At 63.2% G+C, this 22,985-nt stretch carries 19 protein-coding genes; 11 read left to right on the forward strand and 8 right to left on the reverse strand.

Going from position 1 to position 22,985, the window contains the following annotated elements; genetic code table 11:
• Window positions 1-25: 25 nt before the first annotated feature.
• The 3 genes from ligB to BM019_RS19780 all read right to left on the reverse strand — a co-directional run bounded on the left by ligB (window position 26) and on the right by BM019_RS19780 (window position 4,161).
• Entirely contained in the window at window positions 26-1,711 is a 1,686-nt protein-coding gene (ligB, locus tag BM019_RS19770; protein WP_092419477.1) for an NAD-dependent DNA ligase LigB, read from the reverse strand.
• 244 nt (window positions 1,712-1,955) lie between these two features.
• Window positions 1,956-3,146 carry a methionine adenosyltransferase gene (metK, locus tag BM019_RS19775; protein WP_009045984.1) on the reverse strand — a complete coding sequence of 397 codons (1,191 nt, stop codon included), beginning with the start codon at window positions 3,144-3,146 and terminating at the stop codon, window positions 1,956-1,958.
• 19 nt (window positions 3,147-3,165) lie between these two features.
• On the reverse strand, window positions 3,166-4,161 hold the full coding sequence (locus tag BM019_RS19780; RefSeq protein ID WP_092419480.1) for an ArsR/SmtB family transcription factor: 996 nt from the start codon (window positions 4,159-4,161) through the stop codon (window positions 3,166-3,168).
• Between the two features lie 273 nt (window positions 4,162-4,434).
• Between BM019_RS19780 and tkt the strand changes: the two genes are divergently transcribed.
• The 7 genes from tkt to BM019_RS19815 all read left to right on the forward strand — a co-directional run bounded on the left by tkt (window position 4,435) and on the right by BM019_RS19815 (window position 11,954).
• On the forward strand, window positions 4,435-6,432 hold the full coding sequence (gene tkt, locus BM019_RS19785; protein WP_092419483.1) for a transketolase: 1,998 nt from the start codon (window positions 4,435-4,437) through the stop codon (window positions 6,430-6,432).
• Window positions 6,433-6,616: 184 nt separating this feature from the next.
• Window positions 6,617-7,672, forward strand: a complete 1,056-nt coding sequence (epd, locus tag BM019_RS19790; protein ID WP_009045982.1) for an erythrose-4-phosphate dehydrogenase — start codon at window positions 6,617-6,619, stop codon at window positions 7,670-7,672.
• Between the two features lie 42 nt (window positions 7,673-7,714).
• Complete coding sequence (locus BM019_RS19795; RefSeq protein ID WP_009045981.1) at window positions 7,715-8,878, forward strand: phosphoglycerate kinase; 1,164 nt, start codon at window positions 7,715-7,717, stop codon at window positions 8,876-8,878.
• Between the two features lie 31 nt (window positions 8,879-8,909).
• Window positions 8,910-9,128 (forward strand): hypothetical protein, encoded by a 219-nt coding sequence (locus tag BM019_RS19800; RefSeq protein WP_009045980.1) that lies wholly within the window; start codon window positions 8,910-8,912, stop codon window positions 9,126-9,128.
• A 60-nt stretch (window positions 9,129-9,188) separates the two neighbouring features.
• Window positions 9,189-9,518 (forward strand): MliC family protein, encoded by a 330-nt coding sequence (locus BM019_RS19805; protein WP_007922315.1) that lies wholly within the window; start codon window positions 9,189-9,191, stop codon window positions 9,516-9,518.
• A 218-nt stretch (window positions 9,519-9,736) separates the two neighbouring features.
• The gene (gene fba / locus BM019_RS19810; protein ID WP_003229012.1) at window positions 9,737-10,801 is read left to right on the forward strand and encodes a class II fructose-bisphosphate aldolase; all 1,065 of its coding nucleotides are present in this window, start codon (window positions 9,737-9,739) and stop codon (window positions 10,799-10,801) included.
• A 196-nt stretch (window positions 10,802-10,997) separates the two neighbouring features.
• A complete protein-coding gene (locus tag BM019_RS19815; protein WP_092419486.1) occupies window positions 10,998-11,954 on the forward strand; it encodes a WaaS/CpsH family glycosyltransferase in 957 nt (318 codons plus the stop codon).
• A 103-nt stretch (window positions 11,955-12,057) separates the two neighbouring features.
• Here BM019_RS19815 and BM019_RS19820 read toward each other — a convergent pair whose 3' ends face one another.
• On the reverse strand, window positions 12,058-12,729 hold the full coding sequence (locus BM019_RS19820) for a polysaccharide lyase family 7 protein (RefSeq protein ID WP_092419489.1): 672 nt from the start codon (window positions 12,727-12,729) through the stop codon (window positions 12,058-12,060).
• 320 nt (window positions 12,730-13,049) lie between these two features.
• On the opposite strand from BM019_RS19820, the gene BM019_RS19825 reads away from it, so the two are divergent.
• From BM019_RS19825 to BM019_RS19835, 3 genes are read left to right on the forward strand one after another with little or no spacing between them, the layout of a single operon-like run.
• Window positions 13,050-15,173, forward strand: coding sequence for a putative bifunctional diguanylate cyclase/phosphodiesterase (locus BM019_RS19825; RefSeq protein WP_092419492.1), 2,124 nt, complete (start codon window positions 13,050-13,052; stop codon window positions 15,171-15,173).
• A 42-nt stretch (window positions 15,174-15,215) separates the two neighbouring features.
• The gene (locus tag BM019_RS19830) at window positions 15,216-15,728 is read left to right on the forward strand and encodes a M48 metallopeptidase family protein (RefSeq protein WP_007922309.1); all 513 of its coding nucleotides are present in this window, start codon (window positions 15,216-15,218) and stop codon (window positions 15,726-15,728) included.
• 20 nt (window positions 15,729-15,748) lie between these two features.
• Window positions 15,749-16,045: a winged helix-turn-helix domain-containing protein gene (locus BM019_RS19835; RefSeq protein ID WP_007922307.1), complete on the forward strand. Its 297-nt coding sequence runs from the start codon at window positions 15,749-15,751 to the stop codon at window positions 16,043-16,045.
• 97 nt (window positions 16,046-16,142) lie between these two features.
• On the opposite strand, the gene BM019_RS19840 is transcribed toward BM019_RS19835, so the two are convergent.
• Complete coding sequence (locus BM019_RS19840) at window positions 16,143-16,595, reverse strand: GNAT family N-acetyltransferase (protein WP_085533043.1); 453 nt, start codon at window positions 16,593-16,595, stop codon at window positions 16,143-16,145.
• A 275-nt stretch (window positions 16,596-16,870) separates the two neighbouring features.
• On the opposite strand from BM019_RS19840, the gene BM019_RS19845 reads away from it, so the two are divergent.
• Window positions 16,871-17,608, forward strand: a complete 738-nt coding sequence (locus tag BM019_RS19845; protein ID WP_085533045.1) for a substrate-binding periplasmic protein — start codon at window positions 16,871-16,873, stop codon at window positions 17,606-17,608.
• 108 nt (window positions 17,609-17,716) lie between these two features.
• Here BM019_RS19845 and yccS read toward each other — a convergent pair whose 3' ends face one another.
• From yccS to dbpA, 3 genes are all read right to left on the reverse strand, one after another.
• Window positions 17,717-19,909: a YccS family putative transporter gene (gene yccS / locus BM019_RS19850; protein WP_062824369.1), complete on the reverse strand. Its 2,193-nt coding sequence runs from the start codon at window positions 19,907-19,909 to the stop codon at window positions 17,717-17,719.
• A gap of 408 nt (window positions 19,910-20,317) precedes the next feature.
• Complete coding sequence (locus BM019_RS19855) at window positions 20,318-21,496, reverse strand: BaiN/RdsA family NAD(P)/FAD-dependent oxidoreductase (protein WP_007922295.1); 1,179 nt, start codon at window positions 21,494-21,496, stop codon at window positions 20,318-20,320.
• Between the two features lie 128 nt (window positions 21,497-21,624).
• Window positions 21,625-22,962, reverse strand: a complete 1,338-nt coding sequence (dbpA, locus tag BM019_RS19860; protein WP_230589677.1) for an ATP-dependent RNA helicase DbpA — start codon at window positions 22,960-22,962, stop codon at window positions 21,625-21,627.
• Window positions 22,963-22,985 lie beyond the last annotated feature (23 nt).

A 22,985-nucleotide genomic window follows, 5' to 3' on the forward strand; every position in this document is an offset into this window, starting at 1 on the left:
TTCAACGCCGCCGGCTGTAAAAGCCTCAGAAGCCTTCGATTCCGGCGGCACGTAATTCTTCACTCACGGCCAGGACCTGCGGATCGCGGAAAAAGGCGCTCAACTGAGCGGCGCGTCCCGGGCCGATAGCGCTTTGGGCCTGCCATTGTTCGGTGGTTCTGGCCGCCAACGCCGCCCAGCCATCTTCGAGCCTGGCATCGCCGGTCGGTGGCAGTCCAAGGGCTTTGAGCCAGCGATGAAACGGCTGCCGGCGGGCGCTGTGCAGGCTGCTCAGCAAACGCGCGATGCTGCGTTCGCCAAGGCCGGTAATGTTAGCAAGCTCTGCAGGTTCAAGGGTCAACCAATCGACCAAGCCGTTGATCAGTCCGGCGTCCACCAGCTTCTCCCAGGTGCCGGGGCCGACATGGGGCAGGTCCAGCCCGGATTTTCCGCTCAGCCAGGTCAAGCGTGCTAGGAACTGGCTCTCACAGCCGGGCAGGGGGTGCCAGCAACTGAGCGCATGGAAGGCCGAGGCATCCGGAACCTGCAGCGGCACACGCTGGGGCGTGCGCAGTATCACCGCGTTCAGGCGCGGGATGGTCAGGCCGGCGAGGCTGATCGACACCTGGTCGCCAGGGCGGATATCCAGTTTCTGCCAGCGCGGCAGCGAGCCGACGCTGACCCGCCTGATCTGCCGGTCGTCGAGCAGGACCGGCTCCAGCTCAAGCATCGGGGTGATCCGGCCAGTGCGGCCGATCTTGAAGTCGACCTTGCGCACCCTGGCCAGGGCCTGGGCGAACGGGTATTTCCACGCGGCGATCCAGTAGGGCGCCTTGGCCTGCCAGCGTTGCGCCTCTGGGCGTCGGCTCTGGCGCAGGACGATGCCATCGCTGGCGAAGGGCAGGGCCGAGCGATACCAGTGCTCTCGCCAGTGCCGGACCTCGGCGAATGTGCTGACGCGCTGGCTGTACTCGCTGCTGTGGGCAAATCCCAGGGCCTTGAGGCCGGCCAGGCGCTGCGCCAGGGTGCTCGGGCCTTGTGGCCAGTCCCAGACGAACAGGCCGATCCGGCTGGCTTGCCGAGGGTCCAGCTGGTTGCGGGCCAATAGGCCGGCAACCTGGCCGCGGGCATTCAGGCTGCCGGCCTTGGCCTGTATGTGATCGTTCTGGCGCCAATAGAGCTCGCCCTGTAGCAGCAGGTCCCGAGGTTCGGGCAGGCGCTTGGGGATGGCGCTTATCAGTTGCGCGGGCCCGGTCCAGTCCTGGCCCTGAAGGCCATCCCCGCGGCTGATGGCTTGCTGGAAGCGTCCCTGGCGATAGATCAGGGTCACGGCCACGCCGTCGATCTTGGGCTGTACCCAGACCTCCTCGCGCCCGGCGAGCCACTGGCGTACGGCACTTTCATCGGCCAGTTTCTCCACACCGGTATGGGGAATGGGGTGCGGGACAGTACCGCGTGCGGTGCGTAGCGGGTTGGCGCGGCCTGCGCTGACGGTGGGGAAACAGCTTTGCCAATGTTCGAGCCGGGCGCGGGACTGGTCGTAGAGCTCGTCAGTCACCGGCGACAGGCCTTCACGGTGGTAGCTGTCGTCCCAGCGATTGATTTGCTGTTGCAGGGTGGCCGTTTCGGTTTGCGCCTGGGCAGGTGTCCAGTCGGGGCACGGGCTGGCGACGCTTGGCAGGGCGATGGCGCTCAGGTGGATTGCGGCCAATAGCGTTGCTCTGTAGGACATGGGGAGCATCCTTGCTCGGGGAGTCAGATTGCAGGCTAGAGGGGTGGGCGGGAGAGAGAAAGGGCGTATGGATTGCCGGGTATTTCGCGGGCTGGTTGGACGATGCGCCGGTTTTTCGCGAGCCGGCTTATACCCCCAGGAATCAGGCTGACCCTATAGGAGCGCCCTGCAAATCATGAAACCTTCAGCCACAAAAAAGCCCCGCAAGGCGAACCGTGCGGGGCTTGGGTAAGTGCTGCCGGGATTACAGGTTGGCAGCGGCGCGCAGGGTTTCGGCGCGGTCGGTCTTTTCCCAGGTGAAGGTGGTGAAGGTGTCATCACCTACGGTCTTGGTTTGCGGGGTACGGCCGAAGTGGCCGTAGGCCGCGGTTTCGCGATACATCGGGTGCAGCAGGTCGAGCATGGTGGTGATTGCGTACGGACGCAGGTCGAACACTTCGCGCACCAGCTTGATGATCTTGTCGTCGCTGATCTTGCCGGTGCCGAAGGTGTTCAGCGAGATCGAAGTCGGTTGCGCCACGCCGATGGCGTAGGACACCTGGATCTCGCAGCGCTCGGCCAGGCCGGCGGCGACGATGTTCTTGGCCACGTAACGACCGGCGTAGGCGGCCGAACGGTCGACCTTCGATGGGTCCTTGCCGGAGAACGCGCCGCCGCCGTGACGGGCCATGCCGCCGTAGCTGTCGACGATGATCTTGCGACCGGTCAGGCCGCAGTCGCCGACCGGGCCGCCGATGATGAACTGGCCAGTCGGGTTGATGTGGAACTGGGTGTCCTTGGACAGCAGTTCGGCCGGCAGCACGTGCTTGACGATCAGTTCCATCACGCCTTCGCGCAGGTCTTTGTACGACACGTCAGGGTTGTGCTGGGTCGACAGGACCACGGCATCGATGCCGACCACCTTGCCGCCTTCGTAGCGGCAGGTGACCTGGGACTTGGCATCCGGACGCAGCCACGGCAGCAGGCCGGACTTGCGGGCTTCGGCCTGGCGCTGCACCAGTTGGTGCGAGAAGGTGATCGGGGCCGGCATCAGCACGTCGGTTTCGTTGCTGGCGTAGCCGAACATCAGGCCCTGGTCGCCGGCGCCCTGGTCTTCAGGCTTGGCGCGGTCGACACCCTGGTTGATGTCGGGGGACTGCTTGCCGATGATGTTCATCACGCCGCAGGTCGCGCCGTCGAAACCGACGTCGGAGCTGGTGTAGCCGATGTCGGTGATGACGTCACGAACGATCTGCTCCAGGTCAACCCAGGCCGAGGTGGTGACTTCGCCGGCGACGATGGCCACACCGGTCTTGACCAGGGTTTCCACCGCTACGCGGGCGTGCTTGTCCTGGGCAATGATGGCGTCCAGCACCGCATCGGAAATCTGGTCGGCGATTTTGTCCGGATGCCCTTCAGACACGGACTCGGAGGTGAAAAGGGAGTATTCGCTCATCTCGACGGTTTCCTAAAATTTACCGATGGTGAGTGTCGCCAGCCGGTCGCTGAAAGTGGCGGACCTGGATCTGGAAACCATTACGTAAACCTACATACAGACTTTCTCCGGGAACCAGTCCCGCAGCGGTGGCCCAGCGGGCCAGATCATCCTGGTCAAACCCCAGCCAGAGATCACCGCAGGCCTCCCTGGCCCAACTCTGGTTGTGGCTGCACAACTCTGTCACTAACAGGCTGCCGCCCGGTTGCAGCAAGCCGGCCAGGCGTTTCAGCGCATCGGCCGGTGCGGCGAAATGGTGCAGGACCATGTTCAGCACCACGCAATCGGCCGTCAGGCTCGCGCCATTCAATGCATCGGCCAGTTGCAGGCTGACGTTAGCCAGCGTTTCGCGCTCACAGACCTGGCGTGCCAGTTCGAGCATGGCCGGGCTGTTGTCCAACGCGGTCACCCGGGCGAAACGACGGGCCAGTTCCGGCAGGAAACTGCCATCCCCGGGGCCGACTTCGATCGCCGTGGCGGTGTCCGTGAAGTTCAGTTTGTCGAGCAGTGCCAGCACGCTTTCGCGGTACTGGGGCAGTCCTGCGATCAGGTCCTGCTGGGCGCGAAATTTCTCCGCGACCCGTGAGAAAAAGTCCTGGCTGGCGGCCGCCCGCTGGCGGTGCACCAGGCCGATACGCGATTGCACTTCGCCGGGCAGCGTCAGGTTGTCCACTTCATCCAGCAGGGCGGCGTGCAGCCTGCCGCCCAGCCGTTCGGTGTGGGGCAGGGCGCGCCGGTAGAAGATCGCGTTGCCTTCGCGGCGGGTTGCCACCAGGTCGGCCTGGGCCAGGACCTTCAGGTGGTGGCTCATGCCGGACTGGCCGATGGCGAAGATCTGCGCCAGCTCCAGTACGCCGAACGAGTCGTTGGCCAGCGCGCGCAATACATTCAGCCGCAGCGGATCGCCGCCGGCCTTGCACAGGGCCGCCAGCTCGTCGCAGTCGTCATGGTTCATGGAGGGCGCGCGTAAATTCATAAGGCCAGCAGTCTAGTGACGCACCCCCAACCTCGCAAGACCAATATCAAAAAGTTTTGATATTGCTCGATAGATGGCACTTAACGCAGGTCCCTGTGTTCTACAAACGAACTGCGGAATGGTTTCATCAGGCGATTGCCCCTTTATCGACCGGAAAAACGCGCCAGAGTCACTATCTGTCATTGCCCCCGCCTACCGGCTGAGGGAAAATGCACGCCTTTTTCCGATTCGTTTTTATTCAACCCGACTTAGATAACCCTCAGGAGATCAGCGATGCCAAGCCGTCGTGAGCGTGCCAACGCCATTCGTGCCCTCAGCATGGATGCCGTGCAAAAAGCCAACAGCGGCCATCCCGGCGCCCCCATGGGGATGGCGGATATCGCCGAAGTACTTTGGCGTGACTATCTGAAGCACAACCCGAGCAATCCATCCTTCGCCGACCGTGACCGCTTCGTGCTGTCCAACGGCCACGGCTCGATGCTGATCTACTCGCTGTTGCACCTGACCGGCTACGACGTCACCATCGACGACCTGAAGAGTTTCCGCCAGCTGCACAGCCGCACCCCGGGCCACCCGGAATTCGGCTACACCCCGGGCGTCGAGACCACCACCGGCCCGCTGGGCCAAGGCCTGGCCAACGCCGTGGGCTTCGCCCTGGCGGAAAAGGTCCTGGCGGCGCAGTTCAACCGTCCAGGGCACAACGTCGTCGACCACCACACCTACGTGTTCCTGGGTGATGGCTGCATGATGGAAGGCATTTCCCATGAAGTCGCTTCCCTGGCCGGCACCCTGGGCCTGGGCAAGCTGATCGCCTTCTACGATGACAACGGCATCTCCATCGACGGCGAAGTCGAAGGCTGGTTCACCGACGACACGCCAAAGCGTTTCGAAGCCTACAACTGGCAGGTGATCCGCAACGTCGACGGTCACGACCCGGAAGAGATCAAGACCGCGATCGACACCGCGCGCAAAAGCGAGCAGCCGACCCTGATCTGCTGCAAGACCACCATCGGCTTCGGTTCGCCGAACAAGCAAGGCAAGGAAGACTGCCACGGCGCGCCACTGGGCACCGAGGAAATCGCCCTGACCCGCGCCGCGCTGAAGTGGAACCACGGCCCGTTCGAAATCCCGGCCGACATCTATGCCGAATGGGATGCCAAGGAAGCCGGTCGCGCCGTCGAAGCCGAGTGGGACCAGCGTTTCTCCGCCTACTCCGCCGAATTCCCCGAGCTGGCCAACGAGCTGGTGCGTCGCCTGAGCGGCGACCTGCCGGCCGATTTCTCCGAGAAGGCCGATGCCTACATCGCCGAAGTCGCGGCCAAGGGCGAAACCATCGCCAGCCGTAAGGCCAGCCAGAACGCCCTGAACGCGTTCGGCCCGCTGCTGCCGGAATTCCTCGGCGGTTCGGCCGACCTGGCCGGTTCCAACCTGACCCTGTGGAAAGGCTGCAAGGGCGTCAGCGCCGAAGACGCCAGCGGCAACTACATGTACTACGGCGTTCGCGAGTTCGGCATGACCGCCATCATGAACGGCGTGGCCCTGCACGGCGGCCTGGTGCCTTACGGCGCGACCTTCCTGATGTTCATGGAATACGCGCGCAACGCGGTACGCATGTCGGCCCTGATGAAGCAGCGCGTGATCCATGTCTACACCCACGACTCCATCGGTCTGGGCGAAGACGGCCCGACGCACCAGCCGATCGAGCAGATCGCCAGCCTGCGCTGCACCCCGAACCTCGACACCTGGCGTCCAGCCGATGCCGTGGAATCGGCGGTGGCCTGGAAAAACGCGATCGAGCGCAAGGACGGCCCTTCGGCGCTGATCTTCTCCCGTCAGAACCTGCAGCATCAGACCCGCAATGCCGTGCAGATCGCCGAAATCAGCCGCGGCGGCTACGTCCTCAAGGACTGCGCAGGCGAGCCTGAGCTGATCCTGATCGCCACCGGTTCCGAAGTCGGCCTGGCGGTGCAGGCTTTCGACAAGCTGACCGAGCAGGGCCGCAAGGTGCGCGTGGTGTCCATGCCATGCACCAGCGTGTTCGATGCCCAGGACGCCGGCTACAAGCAGTCGGTCCTGCCGCTGCAGGTCAGCGCGCGTATCGCCATCGAGGCCGCACACGCGGACTACTGGTACAAGTACGTCGGCCTGGAAGGTCGCGTCATCGGCATGACCACCTACGGCGAGTCGGCGCCTGCGCCGGCCTTGTTCGAAGAGTTCGGTTTCACCCTGGAAAACATCCTGGGTCAGGCCGAAGAGCTGCTGGAAGACTAAAGAAGCGCGAATGCGGTGGCCTCTGGTCGCCGCATCACTTTGTAGGAGCGAGCTTGCTCGCGATGGTCGTCAACGATAACGCTGGCTATCTGGATAACCGCGTCGTCCTGAAGTCCATCGCGAGCAAGCTCGCTCCTGCAATGGTTTTGTATCGCTCATGAAGTTGTCGGCTAACGAGAACCCCATGCCTCAACCGCGTCCCTACAAAGTTGCACTCAACGGCTACGGCCGGATCGGTCGTTGTGTCTTGCGTGCCCTGTTCGAACGGGGGGCTGCGGCCGGGTTCGAGATTGTCGCGATCAACGATCTGGCCGACATGGCCAGCGTGGAATACCTGACGCGCTTCGACTCCACCCACGGCCGGTTTCCCGGCGAAGTGAAGGTCGACGGCGACTGTCTGCATATCAATGGCAACTGCGTGAAGGTCCTGCGCAGTGCCACCCCCGAAGGCATCGATTGGGCGTCCCTGGGCGTCGATCTGGTGCTCGAATGTTCCGGCGCCTATCACACCCGTGAAGACGGCCAGCGTTTTCTCGACGCCGGTGCGCCGCGGGTGCTGTTTTCCCAGCCGATGGCCAGCGAGGCGGATGTCGACGCCACCATTGTCTACGGCGTCAACCAGGACTGCCTGACCGGCGACGAGCTGCTGGTGTCCAACGCGTCCTGCACCACCAATTGCGGCGTGCCGCTGTTGCGCCTGCTGGACCAGGCCATTGGCCTGGAATACGTGTCGATCACCACCATCCACTCGGCGATGAACGATCAGCCGGTGATCGACGCCTATCACCATGAAGACCTGCGCCGAACCCGTTCGGCGTTCCAGTCGGTGATCCCGGTGTCCACTGGTCTGGCGCGCGGTATCGAACGGCTGCTGCCGGAACTTGCCGGGCGAATTCAGGCCAAAGCTGTGCGCGTGCCGACCGTCAATGTGTCTTGCCTCGACATCACGATGCAGACCGTGAGCGATACCGACACCGGCGAAGTCAACCGGATCCTGCGCGAGGCCGCCACCAGCGGTCCGCTCAAGGGCCTGTTGGCCTATACCGAGTTGCCGCACGCCAGTTGTGATTTCAACCATGATCCGCATTCGGCGATCGTCGATGCCAGCCAGACCCGTGTTTCCGGCCCGCGGCTGGTGAACATCCTGGCCTGGTTCGACAACGAATGGGGTTTTGCCAACCGAATGCTGGACGTTGCAGGACACTATCTGCAAACAGCCGCACCCAAAGCTGTCTCTTAACTTCCCGTTTCCAAAAAAACAGTAACCCAGGAATTGCGACCCATGACCGTGTTGAAGATGTCCGACCTCGATCTGCAAGGTAAGCGCGTACTGATCCGCGAAGACCTCAACGTCCCAGTCAAGGACGGTGTTGTCACCAGCGATGCGCGAATCCTGGCTTCGCTGCCGACCATCAAGCTGGCCCTGGAAAAAGGCGCGGCCGTGATGGTCTGCTCGCACCTCGGCCGTCCGACCGAAGGCGAGTTCTCCGCCGAGAACAGCCTCAAGCCAGTGGCCGACTACCTGAGCCGTGCCCTGGGTCGTGAAGTGCCGCTGGTGGCCGACTACCTGGGCGGCGTCGACGTCAAGGCCGGCGACATCGTGCTGTTCGAGAACGTGCGCTTCAACAAGGGCGAGAAAAAGAACGCCGACGAACTGGCCCAGCAATACGCCGCCCTGTGCGACGTGTTCGTGATGGACGCCTTCGGCACCGCGCACCGCGCCGAGGGTTCGACCCACGGCGTGGCCAAGTTCGCCAAGGTCGCCGCTGCCGGCCCGCTGCTGGCCGCCGAGCTGGACGCGCTGGGCAAGGCCCTGGGCGCCCCGGCCAAGCCGATGGCCGCTATCGTCGCCGGCTCCAAGGTCTCGACCAAGCTCGACGTCCTCAATAGCCTGAGCCAGATCTGCGACCAACTGATCGTCGGCGGCGGCATCGCCAACACCTTCCTCGCCGCTGCCGGTCACCCGGTCGGCAAGTCGCTGTACGAGCCGGACCTGCTGGATACCGCGCGCGCCATCGCCGCCAAGGTCAGTGTGCCGCTGCCGGTGGACGTGGTGGTGGCCAAGGAATTCGCCGAAAGCGCGACCGCTACCGTCAAGCTGATTGCCGAGGTGGCGGCCGACGACATGATCCTGGACATCGGCCCGCAAACCGCGGCGAACTTCGCCGAGCTGCTGAAGTCGTCGAAGACCATCCTGTGGAACGGTCCGGTCGGCGTGTTCGAGTTCGACCAGTTCGGTAACGGCACTAAGGTGCTGGCCCAGGCCATCGCGGAGAGCGCGGCGTTCTCCATCGCCGGCGGCGGCGACACCCTGGCGGCCATCGATAAATATGGCGTGGCCGAGCAAATCTCCTACATTTCTACCGGCGGTGGCGCTTTCCTCGAATTCGTCGAGGGCAAGGTGCTGCCGGCGGTCGAAGTCCTGGAAAGCCGGGCCAAAGCCTGAAGTCCCGATGGCCAGGCAAAGGAGTGTTCATATGGTCAAGACGTTACCGCTGTTGATCGTCGCGGGCTTGCTGGCCGGTTGCGGCAGCCAGCCTGCCCAGCCGGAGCCCGAGTCGGGAGAGCCTGAGAGAGGTTGCTATCAGGCCGACTGGCAGGCCGAGACTGCGCCTGTGATCAACAAGCGCATGGGGCCCGATGGTCTGGACAAGTACGAGACTCCAGCCAAGGCCAAGGAACATGGTTGCCCTTGACGGGTCTGATTCGATAACGCGTTGTGCTGGCGGCCGTGGGCCGTCAGCCGAGGAACACCGATGAAAGGCTTTATCGCCGTGGCTGCGCTGGGATTGCTGGCAGGTTGCGCCAACTTCGACCTGTTCAAACCGGCCGAGACGGACAACTGGACGACCTGGGTGTGTGACAGCCAGGCGCAAGTGGTCTGGCGCTATACCGACAGCAGCCGCAAGGAAGTCGATGTGCGGTTGGGCGGGGCCGATCAGGTCTATCGCCTGAAGCTGGAGCCGAGCGGTTCCGGTTCGCTGTACAGCAACGACATGCTGGCGTTTCACGAAAAAGGTGACGAAGGCCTGGTTTACTGGGTCGCCACCAACGATTTGATCGGCCGCGGCTGTAAAGCGCCGTAGGCCTGTAGGAGCGAGCTTGCTCGCGATGATCGTCAACGATAACGCCATCCGTCTGGATGATCGCGTTGTCCCGAAGCCCATCGCGAGCGAGCTCGCTCCTACAGTAGTAATAATGCCGGCAGGCCGGGCTGACCCCCGATCTGCAATCACTTGAATAGCAGCCGCCGCTACGGCAGGCTTGCACGATTAACGACCCTCGACCGGGAGAGATACACACAATGGCACTCATCAGCATGCGCCAGATGCTGGACCACGCAGCCGAATTCGGCTACGGCGTTCCAGCCTTCAACGTCAACAACCTTGAACAGATGCGCGCCATCATGGAAGCCGCTGACAAGACTGACTCTCCGGTGATCGTCCAGGCTTCGGCCGGTGCCCGCAAATACGCTGGCGCGCCTTTCCTGCGTCACCTGATCCTGGCGGCGATCGAAGAATTCCCGCATATCCCGGTGTGCATGCACCAGGACCACGGCACCAGCCCTGACGTCTGCCAGCGTTCGATCCAGCTGGGCTTCTCCTCGGTCATGATGGACGGCTCCCTCGGCGAAGACGGCAAGACCCCGACCGACTACGAGTACAACGTTCGCGTGACCCAGCAGACCGTGGCCATGGCTCACGCCTGCGGCGTTTCGGTGGAAGGCGAGCTGGGCTGCCTGGGTTCCCTGGAAACCGGCATGGCCGGTGAAGAAGACGGCATCGGCGCCGAAGGCGTGCTGGACCACAGCCAGATGCTGACCGACCCGGAAGAAGCCGCGGACTTCGTCAAGAAGACCCAGGTCGACGCCCTGGCCATCGCCATTGGTACCAGCCACGGTGCCTACAAGTTCACCAAGCCGCCTACCGGCGACGTGCTGGCCATCGACCGCATCAAAGAGATCCACAAGCGCATCCCCAACACCCACCTGGTGATGCACGGTTCGTCTTCGGTGCCGCAAGAGTGGCTGGCGATCATCAACCAGTACGGCGGCGACATCAAAGAAACCTACGGCGTGCCGGTTGAAGAAATCGTCGAAGGCATCAAGTACGGCGTGCGCAAGGTCAACATCGACACCGACCTGCGCCTGGCGTCCACCGGTGCGATGCGTCGCCTGATGGCCACCAACCCGAGCGAGTTCGACCCGCGCAAGTTCTTCGGCGCCACCGTGACCGCCATGCGCGACGTGTGCATCGCCCGTTACGAAGCCTTCGGCACCGCCGGCAACGCCTCGAAGATCAAGCCGATCTCCCTGGAAGCGATGTTCCAGCGTTACCTCAAAGGTGAGCTGAACGCCAAGGTCAACTAAGCCTTAGCGTTTCACAAAAAAGCCCGCAGCGATGCGGGCTTTTTTGTGCCTGTCATCCGGATGGAGTGGCCTTGCGCTATTATTTGGCCGGCTATCCAGGGAGCCATCATGTTAGTATCGACGCTGTTTTGATTCGGGCTGGACGATACAGAAATCCTGCTTTCTTAAAGTCGAATGTAGTCGTGTCAGGTAGTACATGAAGATTTTTTTCCTGGGCTGGACGGCTCAATACGAGCGTCGGATGATTGATTATTTGTCCACCCGACACAGCGCGAGGTTGATGGTCTTCCCTTCGACGGCCAAGAGAATGGGCCGCTACATCAAGTCGATCAACAAAAGGCTACGCCATCCAAGAGTGGGCACTGGCTGGCTTGGGAAGCTGGTGCTTTCGATCAACCGGGTGGGGCGCGACGACATCCTGGTTTGCAACGAGGGGCAGGTGAAACGGGGCTTGATTCCCAGTGTCATCGCCAGTTTCACCGGCAAGAAAGTGTTGTTGATGCGCGATCTGGTGGACGCGGACTTTGTCCGGGAAATGCATCGGCATTTCGATCGTATCTATAGCTTCGACAAAGACCAGTGCGCTGCTTTCGGCATGGAGTACATGGAGCAGTTTTTCCCCTTCGGATTCCACGAAATGCAAGGGCTGGTCGACGCCGCGACGGCGAACGAGCACGCGCCAAAATGCTTCTTTCTTGGACAGGACAAGCGGCGTGTTGCCAGGATTGAGGCCATGGCGCAGGCGCTTGAGCGTGAAGGTGCGAGCGTCGATTTCGCCATCGTCCGGGACAGTACCTCGAAGGAACACTCCAGGTTCCATATCGACAAGGTCCTGACATATGACGACAACATCCGCCGATCGCTCGCGGCGGATGTGCTGCTGGAAGTCAATCAGGACGGCCAGTCGGGCCTGACGCTGAGAGCACTCGAGGCAGCTTTCTTCAACAAGAAGCTGATCACTACCAACGAGTCGATAAAGACCCTGGATTTCTACCGGCCGGAAAACATATTCATCACTGTGGATGGCTCGCTTCCGGGCATCGGCAGCTTTCTGAGGGGAAAATCGGTCAAGGTGGATCGGGATATCTTATGCAGATACACCCCTGACCGTATGCTCGAACGCATCATCGAAGATGTTGGCGCCATGCACTAGGCTCGATAAGGCGTTGGCCACCCCTTGAGAAAAAACCGCAGCGATGCGGTTTTTCTGTACCTGTCTCCCGACATGCCTCACGTATCTGCCATTCGCGGGAGCGTCAGGTCGGGTTGTGATCGATATCCAGCTTGTAGAAGGTCACCTTGCCGCCTTCGGTGGTGTAGCCGGTGTTGTCCTGCACGTACACCCCGGCTTTGAAGTACAGCGGCTTGTCACGCCAGGTGCTGCTGAGCTGGGTGTCCCATTGATAGCCCGCGGCGCTGACGCCCAGGGCACCGCCCGGGCTCAGGTGGATCAGGTAGGAGAACTCGCGATCCAGCGGCACGTTTTCGGCGACGATGATCACCCGGCTATCGGTATCGTCCGGATGCATGCGGACCTTGGCGACTATGTTGCCGCTCTGGGTGGTGGTCTTGTACTGGTACTCGACCTTCACCAGGGGCTTGGTGCTGTTGTAGGCGTGGATCTGGCCGATGACGATCTTGCCCGTGGACGGCACCTGGTTCACCGCCAGGGTGGCGTAGAGCAAGTTGTCGGCTTCCGGGTAGGTCCAGTTCTTCAGGGTGCCGTTGGAGTAGGTTTCACGCAGCTCGCTGCGTGGGTAGATGGCATTGGCGGTGCGGGAGCCGGTGACGGGCGACCAGAAGAACAGGGTGCCGGTGTCGGAATGGAAATATTGATCCTTGAAGCCATCCACCAGTCGGGGGGTGTCGATAGTCGCCGGTGGACTGCCTTCGGGAATGCTCAGATTCCAGGTTGCGAGGTCGATCATAGTCAAAGCTTCCCGATTTGATGCCGGATAAAAAAGCCGACAAAGGCTTTAGCCTGCGCTTTTGAAGGCGATCTTTATAAGCGTAGAAGGGACTTTTGTTAATGCCCGTCCGGCGGATAATTGGCGTCAACCATCTGTCGAAAAAACGCTTCCACCGGTTTCAGCAGCTATGGAGCTGACCGTTAGTCGGGAGCCTCGGGCTTTGGCTAAATGATGGCGCTGTGACAGCTTCTGCTTTATTGGATCCAGGGCTAGAGTGAAGTCACAGTATTTGTCCGGTCTTGTTCGCAGGCCGACCCTACACAGACAAGAGAAGCAGCATGGAATGCGCGCAAACTCGGCCAGGTGAAGCCAGCTCGGTCTTACTGATTGTTGATGATTACCCCGAAAATCTGCTCAGCATGCGAGCACTCCTGCAGCGCCACGACTGGCAGGTCATGACCGCCGCCTCGGGTGTCGAGGCCCTGGGGCTGTTACTGGAACACGAGATCGATCTGGTGTTGCTGGATGTACAGATGCCGGAAATGGACGGTTTCGAAGTCGCCCGCCTGATGCGCGGCAGCCAGCGAACCCGGCTGACCCCGATCATTTTCCTCACCGCCAACGAGCAGTCCAAGGACGCGGTGATCAAGGGCTACGCCAGCGGCGCGGTGGATTATCTGTTCAAGCCGTTCGATCCGCAGATTCTCAAGCCCAAGGTACAGGCGCTACTGGAGCAGCAGCGCAATCGCCGCGCACTGCAGCGCCTGAGCCATGACCTGGAGAGTGCCAGGGCCTTCAATGCCTCGGTGCTGGAGAACGCGGCGGAGGGGATTCTGGTGGTGGATGAGGGCGGGGTCATCCGCTTTGCCAATCCGGCGATTTCACGCTTGCTCAACGCTCCGGTGAATGAGCTGGAGGGGGCGTGGCTGCTCGACTATCTGCAAAAGCCCCATGTGCCGCAGTGGGCCGAATCCGAGCTGTATGCCAGCTACCGCAAGGGCGAGACCTACCGCCTGCACGACGCCACGTTGCGTACGGCTCCGGGCCAGCAGGTGTCGGTGGCGTTGTCCTGCGCGCCGCTGCCGAGCGAGCAGAAGGCGATGGTGGTGACCTTGCTCGACATGTCGGAAGTCCGTCATCTGCACCAGCAGCTGGAATACCAGGCAGTGACCGATCCGCTGACCGGCCTGCTCAACCGGCGTGGTTTCTACCAGACCGTGGAGAGCCTGTTGTTGCGCAGCGAGCGCTCCGACAAGTCGCTGGTGCTGTTGTACCTGGACCTGGACGGTTTCAAACGGGTCAACGATTCCCTGGGGCATGACGCCGGAGACCGGGTGCTGCGCTGGGTGTCCGAGCAGATAAAGGCCTGCTTGCGTTCCTTCGACATCCTGGCGCGCATGGGCGGCGATGAGTTCACCGCCTTGCTGGAGCTGGAATTTCCGGAACAGGCGGCGAAGATTTCCGAGAAGCTCATCGAGCGCATATCGATCTGTCAGCAGTTCGATGGCCTGGAGGTCGCGCTGGGGGCCAGTATCGGTATCGCCACCTACCCCGATTGCGGTTCCAACCTGGATGGCCTGATGCGCGCGGCGGACATCGCCATGTACGAGTCCAAGCGTGCCGGGCGCCAGCAATATCGCTATTACGACCACGAAATGAACGGCCGTGCCCGCTCGCGGCTGATGCTCGAGGAAAGTGTGCGCAGCGCGGTCGAGCACAAGGAGTTCAACCTGGTGTACCAGCCCCAAGTGGCGATTGCCGATGGGCGCCTGCGCGGTTTCGAAGCCCTGTTGCGCTGGCGGCATCCGAGCGTCGGCGATGTGCCGCCGGGGTTGTTTCTGCCGCTGCTGGAGGAGGCGCGGCTGATCAGCCGCCTGGGGAGCTGGATCTATCAGCAGAGTGCGAGCCAGCGGGCGTCCTGGAAAACGCTGTTCGCCGAACAGACCGTGCTGGGCGTGAGTTTGAGCGGCACCCAGTTCGCCATGCCGAACCTCGCCACCGAACTGCGCCAGGTCCTGGAGCGCCATGGCCTGGAACCTCGGCAGTTGGAGGTCGAAATCACCGAAGACGCCTTGACCCAGAACCTCGACGAGTCGCGCAAGCAGCTGCGCCTGTTGCGCAGTCTCGGGGTGCGGGTGGCGCTGGATGACTTCGGTTCGGGCGCCTGTTCGCTGGCCCACCTGCGGGATCTGGAGCTCGACACCCTCAAGCTCGACCGTCACCTGATCGCCAGGTTGCCGGATTCGGCACGGGATGCGGCGCTGGCGCGCTGCGTGATCGACCTGTGCAAGGCGTTCGGCGTGCTGGTGATCGCCGAGGGCGTGGAGACCCTGGAGCAGTACCGCTGGCTGCAGGCCAACGGCTGCGAGTACGTGCAGGGCTTCCTGGTGGCGCGGCCATTGATCGCCGCGGATGCCGAGCGCTTTGCCGAGCCTTTCGACTGGAGCGCGTTGCCGGGTTGAATTCGCTACACTGGCGGCCTTTCGTGATTGCGTTGCCGCCCCATGACCGCGTTGAAATACCTCCAGGCCTATCCCGCCACCCTGCAAGAGCAAGTGCGCCAGCTGATTGCGCAAGGGCGGCTGGGCGATTACCTGAGCCAGCGGTACCCCGGCAAGCACGGGGTGCAGAGCGACAAGGCGCTGTACGGCTATGCCCTGGAGTTGAAGCAGGAGTACCTGCGCAACGCCCCGGCCATCGACAAGGTGCTGTTCGACAACCGCCTGGACCTGACGCACCGCGCCCTGGGCCTGCACACCACGATCTCGCGGGTCCAGGGCGGCAAGCTCAAGGCCAAGAAGGAAATCCGCATCGCTTCGCTGTTCAAGGAGGCGGCGCCGGAGTTCCTGCGCATGATCGTTGTCCACGAGCTGGCGCACTTCAAGGAAAGCGAGCACAACAAGGCGTTCTACAAGCTCTGCGAGCACATGCTGCCGGGCTATCACCAACTGGAATTCGACCTGCGGGTCTACCTGACCTGGCGCGACCTGCAAGCCAGGGCAGGTGGTTCCGAGTAACCCTGTACAAGGAACGGGCGATGGATGTGAGCAAGACCAAGAGCAGCTTTTACCGCCGGCTGTATGTGGCGTACCTGATCGACAGCGGCCTGGCCAGCAATGTCCCGGCCCTGACCGAGGCCACCGGCATGCCGCGGCGCACGGCGCAGGACACCATCGCCGCCCTGGCGGATCTGGATATCGTCTGTGAGTTCGAGCAGCAGGACGGCGCGCGCAATCATGCCGGCAGCTATCGGATCAAAAGCTGGGGCGCGATCGACAAGGGTTGGATCGAAGCGAACCTGTCGCGGATCAAGACAGTGCTGGAGTATCCCTGAGGGATTCGCGGCGGTCGGTCGATCCTGTCGCGAGTAAGCTCGCTCCTACAGGATTTGTGCCGTCCCTGTAGGAGCGAGCTTGCTCGCGATAGCGTTCTCAGGCCCGGCGCATGCCGATATGGGGAATATCGTCTTCCAGGTACTCCTCGCCCACGACATTGAAGCCGTAGCGCCCGTAATACCCCTGCAAATGCGCCTGGGCCGACAGATAGATCGGTATGTGCGGCCAGCGTTTCTGCGCCTGTTTCAGGGCGTGCTCCATCAGTTCATGGCCCAGCCCCTTGCCCCGGGCTTGCGGGGCGATCACCACGCGGCCGATGACCACGTCGCCGCCCTGGGAGGTCGGGTCGAGCAGGCGCAGGTAAGCCACCAGTTGGTCATCGTCCCAGGCCATCAGGTGGCAGGTGTCGCCTTCCAGGTCCTGGCCATCGACTTCCTGGTAGGCACATTTCTGCTCGACCACGAAGACTTTGGTACGCAACTGCAGGATCGCGTACAGCTGCTCCTTGCCCAGATCGGTGTGGTGTTTGCAGACCCATTCGATTGTCATCGTTTCATCCTTTGGAAAGCGGTGCCCGGATGTTAAGCGACTGGCGGGTGGCTTGTCTTGCCCGGCGCTGGAGTAGCGTTTCTGTGAGGCAGGTCAAAATGCCATCATTGCGTTGGTTCGTAGCGGTCTTCTTTGTGTAATCTGCGCTGAAGCGCTGTGCAGTGGCGCCCATAAGCTACTGTTAGGAGCTGGGTCGCGGCCGTCCACCGGCCGGAGAACCTCGAGTCTGGGCAAAAAAACACGCAGGGCTGTCCGCCCGCTAAGGATCTTTTCGCATGCCGCGATTGCATCGAGCTTTTGCTTTGATCGGATTGCTGTTGCTGGGCCAGAGCGCTTATGCGGAAAAATTGCGATTGGTGGCCGACGCCTGGCCACCCTTCACGGATGCGACGCTGGTCAACGGCGGGCTGGCCACCGACATCGTCAGCACCGCGCTGGCCCGGGCCGGTTATGCCAGCGAGTTCGAACAGGTGCCCTGGGCGCGGGCCTTGCTTGGCGTCGGCGAGGGGCGTTACGACGTGCTGGTGAATGCCTGGTTCAATGAGGCCCGCACCCAGCTGGGGCAATTCTCCTCGGAGTACCTGGTCAATCGGGTGCGTTTCATCCGGCGCAAGGATGCCCCCATCGAATACACCAGCCTCAAGCAACTGCACCAGTACCCCATCGCGGTGGTGCGCGGTTATGCCTACTCCCCCGATTTCGACAGCGATCCAGAGCTGCAGAAGGTCCTGGTGCACAACTTCGCGATGGCGGTGCGCATGCTGGCCGCCGACCGGGTCAAGCTGACCCTGGAGGACGAGTACGTCGCCCGCTATTACCTGGCGCGGGAGTCGCCGCGGGTGCGTAACGCGGTGGAGTTCCTGCCCAATTCCCTGAGCGAGAACGGCCTGCATATCCTGGTCAGCCTGAAGAACCCCGCGCATGCGCAGATCGTGGCGGGGTTCGATCGAGAGATCGAGGCGATGAAAGCCGACGGCAGCTACGACCGCCTGCTGCGCCAGCACGGGATGTGAAACGGCGTCATTAAAGCTGCTGCCGCAGGCTGGGCGCCGAGGCCAAAACCTGCGGCGTTCTTGAAAGCTTGCGCCTCCTGCGGAGGCGATCGCAGCCTGCGGCAGCGGCTACGCGGCCTGTTCTTCGCCGGTGTCCTTGATCAGATGCGCCGCCAGGGTCCGCAAGGGGCCCAGTTGGCGGCAGATCAGCGCCAGTTGGGTCTGCACCAGCCGCTGGCCTTCATCGATCTCGTCCGGCATCTGCTCCAGCTCGTTGGCCAGGGCTTCTTCGGCATCGCTCTGGATCGCCACCGGCTGCTTGCTCGCCAGGCCCTGGGCGATTTCATCGATGCTGCTGGCCAGGCTGACCCCGGCCCCGTCGATCAGGTGCTCGCGGACTTCCGCCGGCAGCTGGGTTTCCCGATGCGCGCCGAGGCCGGAGAGGTAACTGAGCAGGGTGTGCGAGAGCACCAGGAAGCGAAAGCCCACGTCCGCTTCCTTACGGAAATGCCCGGGCTCCATCAGCATGTTGGCCAGGGTGGTGGACAGCGCCGCGTCGGCGTTGTGGGCGTTGCGCCGGGCCAGGCGGTACGCCAGGTCGTCGCTCTTGCCGGCCGCGTACTGCTGCATGATCTGCCGCAGGTAGATGCTGTTGCAGGTCAGGGTATTGGCCAGCACCTTGTTCAGGCGTCGGCCCTGCCAGTCCGGCAGGAACAGGAACACCGCCAGGCCGGCGATCAGGCTGCCCAGCAGGGTATCGAACAGGCGCGGCAGCAACAGCCCGTAGCCGTCGCCCACCTGGTTGAAGCAGAACAGCACCATGATGGTGATGGCGCCGGTGGCCAGGGTGTAGCGGGTGGTGCGGTTGGTAAAGAACACCACCCCGGCGGCAATCGCGAACAGCGACTGCACCAGCGGGCTGGGGAACAGGTCGAACAGCGCCCAGGCGACCACCAGGCCGATGGCGGTGCCGATGATCCGCTGGCCCAGCTTGCGCCGCGTGGCGCCATAGTTCGGCTGGCAGACGAAGAGGGTGGTGAGGATGATCCAGTAACCCTGGGAGGGGTGGATCAGGTGCACCATGCCGTAGCCGATGCTCAGGGCCAGGGGCAGGCGCAGGGCGTGGCGAAACAGCAGCGACGTCGGGGTCAGCTGGGTGCGCAGGCGGGTCCAGACGTCCTTGAGGTTGCGCGGCGAACGGTCCAGCAGGCTGCTGTCGGTGGCGTCGGCAAGGGCGTCGGGGTTGCTGGCGTCACTGAGCAGGCGGTCGAGGGTGCCGAGGTTGGCGGCCAGCGCCCGCAGCGAACGCAGCAGGCCGCGCCAGGCCGGGTTGCTCTGGATGCGCAGGTGTTCCAGGGAGGCGTGCAGGTCGCTCAGGGCTTCGGCGAAGCTGGCGTCGTAGACGAAGGGCTGGCGCAGCTGGATGGATTCGCCCAGGGCCCGGCAAGCCTTGCCCTGCTGGCGCAGCAGGCGCTGGCAGCGGAACAGTACGTCGCTGTGGAAGAACGCATCGGCCAGGGCGTTGTAGGGGTAGTGGGACGAGCTGGCGCGTTCGTGGATGTCCTGAGCGAGGAAGTACAGCTTCAGGTAGCGGCTGACTTTCGAGCCCGGCCGGCCGTTGCCGACCCGGTGCAGGATGATTTCCTTGGCGGCGTTCAGGGCCGCCACTACCCGGCCGTTCTGCTGCGCCAGTTCCAGCCGGCGTGCTTCCACGTCCAGCTGGCGGATCGGCTCGAACAGCGACGACTTGAGCTTGAGGTAATAGCCCAGCTCGCGGAACAGGCGCGCCAGGCTCTGCTGCACCGGCTGGTTGGAAAACATCGCCTGCCACAGCACCGACAGCAGGCCGTACCAGGCGGCGCCGGCCACCAGCAGCAGCGGTTCGTGCCAGAAGTCGGTGACGGCGCCGCCGCGCTGGTCCACGCCGATCATGGTGTAGACCGACAGGATCAGGGTCGCCGAGGCAATCGCCCCATAACGTTCGCCCAGGGCGCCGAGCATGGTCAGGCCAAAGCTGGCCAGCGCCAGGGCGATGACGAAGATCCAGGGATAGGGGAACAACAGTTCGACGGAAAGGGCGGCGACGCTGAAACACACCAGGGTCACGGCCAGGGCATTGATCCGGCCTTGCCAGCTGTCGTCGGTCTCGGCCAGGGCGCTGGCGATAATCCCCAGGAACAAGGGGATCAGCAAGGCCATTTCGTCCTGGTACCAGCACAGCGCCATGCTCCCGGTCAGAGCGATGAACACCCGCACGCTGTAGCTGAATTTATCCAGCGCCCAAAGGCGCCGCAGTGACTGACGAAAGCTGGTCGATGACATGAAGTGAGAAAGCCTTCCGGGGCGATGCCGCTAAATTGAGCCAGTATTGACGACCGCGCAATGGGGTCGTCACATCCGACGGCAAATTCTGTTCCCGCCCGGAGCTGGAGTGTTCATCCGGCGTGTTGCCGGACGCTCGCTGTAGCCGCTGCCGAAGGCTGCGATAGGTCCGCAGGACCTCAGGGGGAGACGCCAGATCGTAGCGCCCCTTCGGGTCGATCGCAGCCTGCGGCAGCGGTTACAGGAAATGGGGAAACCTTGTAGCCGCTGCCGAGCCCCGCGAGGCTGCGATCGGGCGCGCAGCGGCCGCATAACAGGCGACCGTGTTCGGCCTGTCCCACCGCAGTGGCCGGTTCTGCGGCTCCTGCGGCAGCGGCTACAGGTGTCAGGGGAATGCCGGGAAGCGGATCAGACGTACTGCGCGGCCGCGTAGCCGGAGGCCCAGGCCCACTGGAAGTTGAAGCCGCCCAGGTGGCCGGTGACGTCCAGCACCTCGCCAATGAAATACAGCCCCGGGCTCTTCAGCGACTCCATGGTCTTGGACGACACCTCGCGGGTGTCGACGCCGCCCAGGGTCACTTCGGCGGTGCGATAACCCTCGGTGCCGGCCGGGACCACTTTCCAGCACGCCAGTTGCTCGGCGATCTGCGCCAGTTCGGCGTGGGTGTACTGCTTCATCGGCTTGGAGACGAACCAGTTGTCCGCCAGCAGGCCGGCCATCTTCTTGGTGAAGATCTCGCCGAGCAGGGTCTTCAGCTCGCTGTTCGGGCGTTCGGCCTGTTGCTGTTGCAGCCAGCTAGCGGCGTCGTGGTCCGGCAGCAGGTTGATCTCCACCGTGTCGCCGGATTCCCAGAACGAGGAAATCTGCAGGATCGCCGGACCGCTCAGGCCACGGTGGGTGAACAGGATGTTCTCGCGGAAACTCATGTCGTTGCAGCTCACCAGGCAGTCCACCGAGGTGCCGGACAGCTCGCCGCACAGCTCCTTGAGCTGGTCGGTGATGGTGAACGGCACCAGGCCCGCGCGGGTCGGCAGCAGCTCGTGGCCGAACTGCCTGGCCACCTGATAGCCGAAGCCGGTGGCGCCCAGGGTCGGAATCGACAGGCCGCCGGTGGCGATCACCAGGGATTGGCACTGGAGCTGGCCGAGGGTGGTTTCCAGCAGGTAGCCGCTGTCGAGCTTCTCGATCTGCTGGATCGAGGTGTCCAGGTGCAGCTGCACGCCGACCTGGTCGCACTCGTCGAGCAGCATGCCGAGGATGTCGCTGGACTTGTTGTCGCAGAACAGCTGGCCGAGTTTTTTCTCGTGGTACGGCACGCCGTGCTTGGCCACCAGGCCGATGAAATCCCACTGGGTGTAGCGGGCCAGGGCCGACTTGCAGAAGTGCGGGTTGTGCGAGAGGAAATTGCCCGGCTCGGTGTACATATTGGTGAAGTTGCAGCGCCCACCGCCGGACATGAGGATCTTCTTGCCGGCCTTGTTGGCGTGGTCCAGCAGCAGCACCTGGCGGCCACGGCCGGCCGCGGTCAGCGCACACATCAACCCTGCGGCGCCAGCGCCAATGATCACGACTTCGGTAGAGCGCAAAACGGTGTCCTCACACAAAATTTGTGTAGGAGCGAGCTTGCTCGCGATGACGGCGTCTGGTTCAGCATCGATGTTGGCCGTTCGGACGCTATCGCGAGCAAGCTCGCTCCTACAAGGGGGCTGCGGGATTACAGGATGCGCACGCGCAGCGAACGGCCCTTGATCTTGCCGCTGTTCAGGCGTTGCAGGGCCTGCTTGGCGATGCCGCGGTCCACGGCGACATAGGCCTGGAAGTCGAAGATCGCGATCTTGCCGACCTGGGTGCCGGGGATGCCGGCTTCACCGGTCAGGGCGCCGAGGATGTCGCCCGGACGCACTTTGTCCTTGCGCCCGGCGCCGATGCACAGGGTGCTCATGGCCGGCAGCAGCGGGCCGCCGCCCTGGGATTTCAGGCTGTCGATCTGTTCCCAGTTCAAGGGCGACTTCTGCAGTTGCTCGATGGCCTGGGCGCGGTGCGCCTCGGACGGCGCCACCAGGCTGACCGCCAGGCCTTTCTCGCCGGCGCGTCCGGTGCGGCCGACGCGGTGGATGTGGATCTCCGAATCCCGCGCCAGTTCGACGTTGATCACCATGTCCAGGGCATCGATGTCCAGGCCGCGGGCGGCCACGTCGGTGGCCACCAGCACCGAGGTGCTGCGGTTGGCGAACATCGCCAATACCTGGTCGCGGTCGCGCTGTTCCAGGTCGCCGTGCAGGCCCACCGCGGACATGCCCTTGGCGGTCAGGTGGTCGACGGTTTCCTGGACCTGCTGCTTGGTGAAGCAGAAGGCTACGCAGGATTGCGGACGGAAGTGGTTCAGCACCTTGACCACCGCGTCGATGCGCTCTTCCGGCGAGATCTCGTAGAAACGCTGCTCGATCTGGCTGTCGGCGTGCAGGGCTTCGGCCTTCACCTGCTGTGGGTCGCGCATGAACTTCGAGGCCAGCTGCTTGATGCCCACCGGGTAGGTGGCGGAGAACAGCAGGGTCTGCCGGCGCTCGGGGGTGTAGGCGATGATCTCTTCGATCGGGTCGTAGAAGCCCATGTCCAGCATGCGGTCGGCTTCGTCGAGGACCAGGGTGTTGAGACCGTCGAGTTTCAGCGAACCCTTGCGCAGGTGCTGGGACAGACGGCCCGGGGTGCCGACGATGATGTGCGCGCCGTGTTCCAGCGAGGCGATCTGCGGGCCGAAGGACACGCCGCCGCACAGGGTCAGGACCTTGATGTTGTCTTCGGAGCGGGCCAGGCGGCGGATTTCCTTGGCCACCTGGTCAGCCAGCTCGCGGGTCGGGCAGATCACCAGGGCCTGGCAACCGAAATAACGCGGATTGATCGGGTTCAGCAGGCCGATGCCGAACGCGGCGGTCTTGCCGCTGCCGGTCTTGGCCTGGGCGATCAAGTCCATCCCCTTGAGGATCACCGGCAAGCTTTGCGCCTGGACCGGCGTCATCTGGGCATAACCGAGTGAGTCGAGGTTAGCCAGCATGGCGGCGGACAGCGGCAAAGTAT

It is taken from the genome of Pseudomonas sp. NFPP07, from assembly GCF_900115645.1.
In the GTDB taxonomy this organism is placed as follows: domain Bacteria; phylum Pseudomonadota; class Gammaproteobacteria; order Pseudomonadales; family Pseudomonadaceae; genus Aquipseudomonas; species Aquipseudomonas chlororaphis.

Coding starts and splice junctions, on each gene's coding strand:
- epd (WP_009045982.1), top strand. CDS start 6,617: ATGCCTCAACCGCGTCCCTACAAAGTTGCACTCAACGGCTACGGCCGG.
- BM019_RS19815 (WP_092419486.1), top strand. CDS start 10,998: ATGAAGATTTTTTTCCTGGGCTGGACGGCTCAATACGAGCGTCGGATG.
- BM019_RS19795 (WP_009045981.1), top strand. CDS start 7,715: ATGACCGTGTTGAAGATGTCCGACCTCGATCTGCAAGGTAAGCGCGTA.
- BM019_RS19780 (WP_092419480.1), bottom strand. CDS start 4,161: ATGAATTTACGCGCGCCCTCCATGAACCATGACGACTGCGACGAGCTG.
- BM019_RS19800 (WP_009045980.1), top strand. CDS start 8,910: ATGGTCAAGACGTTACCGCTGTTGATCGTCGCGGGCTTGCTGGCCGGT.
- BM019_RS19820 (WP_092419489.1), bottom strand. CDS start 12,729: ATGATCGACCTCGCAACCTGGAATCTGAGCATTCCCGAAGGCAGTCCA.
- dbpA (WP_230589677.1), bottom strand. CDS start 22,962: ATGCTGGCTAACCTCGACTCACTCGGTTATGCCCAGATGACGCCGGTC.
- yccS (WP_062824369.1), bottom strand. CDS start 19,909: ATGTCATCGACCAGCTTTCGTCAGTCACTGCGGCGCCTTTGGGCGCTG.
- metK (WP_009045984.1), bottom strand. CDS start 3,146: ATGAGCGAATACTCCCTTTTCACCTCCGAGTCCGTGTCTGAAGGGCAT.
- BM019_RS19825 (WP_092419492.1), top strand. CDS start 13,050: ATGGAATGCGCGCAAACTCGGCCAGGTGAAGCCAGCTCGGTCTTACTG.
- tkt (WP_092419483.1), top strand. CDS start 4,435: ATGCCAAGCCGTCGTGAGCGTGCCAACGCCATTCGTGCCCTCAGCATG.
- ligB (WP_092419477.1), bottom strand. CDS start 1,711: ATGTCCTACAGAGCAACGCTATTGGCCGCAATCCACCTGAGCGCCATC.
- BM019_RS19830 (WP_007922309.1), top strand. CDS start 15,216: ATGACCGCGTTGAAATACCTCCAGGCCTATCCCGCCACCCTGCAAGAG.
- BM019_RS19845 (WP_085533045.1), top strand. CDS start 16,871: ATGCCGCGATTGCATCGAGCTTTTGCTTTGATCGGATTGCTGTTGCTG.
- fba (WP_003229012.1), top strand. CDS start 9,737: ATGGCACTCATCAGCATGCGCCAGATGCTGGACCACGCAGCCGAATTC.
- BM019_RS19840 (WP_085533043.1), bottom strand. CDS start 16,595: ATGACAATCGAATGGGTCTGCAAACACCACACCGATCTGGGCAAGGAG.
- BM019_RS19805 (WP_007922315.1), top strand. CDS start 9,189: ATGAAAGGCTTTATCGCCGTGGCTGCGCTGGGATTGCTGGCAGGTTGC.
- BM019_RS19835 (WP_007922307.1), top strand. CDS start 15,749: ATGGATGTGAGCAAGACCAAGAGCAGCTTTTACCGCCGGCTGTATGTG.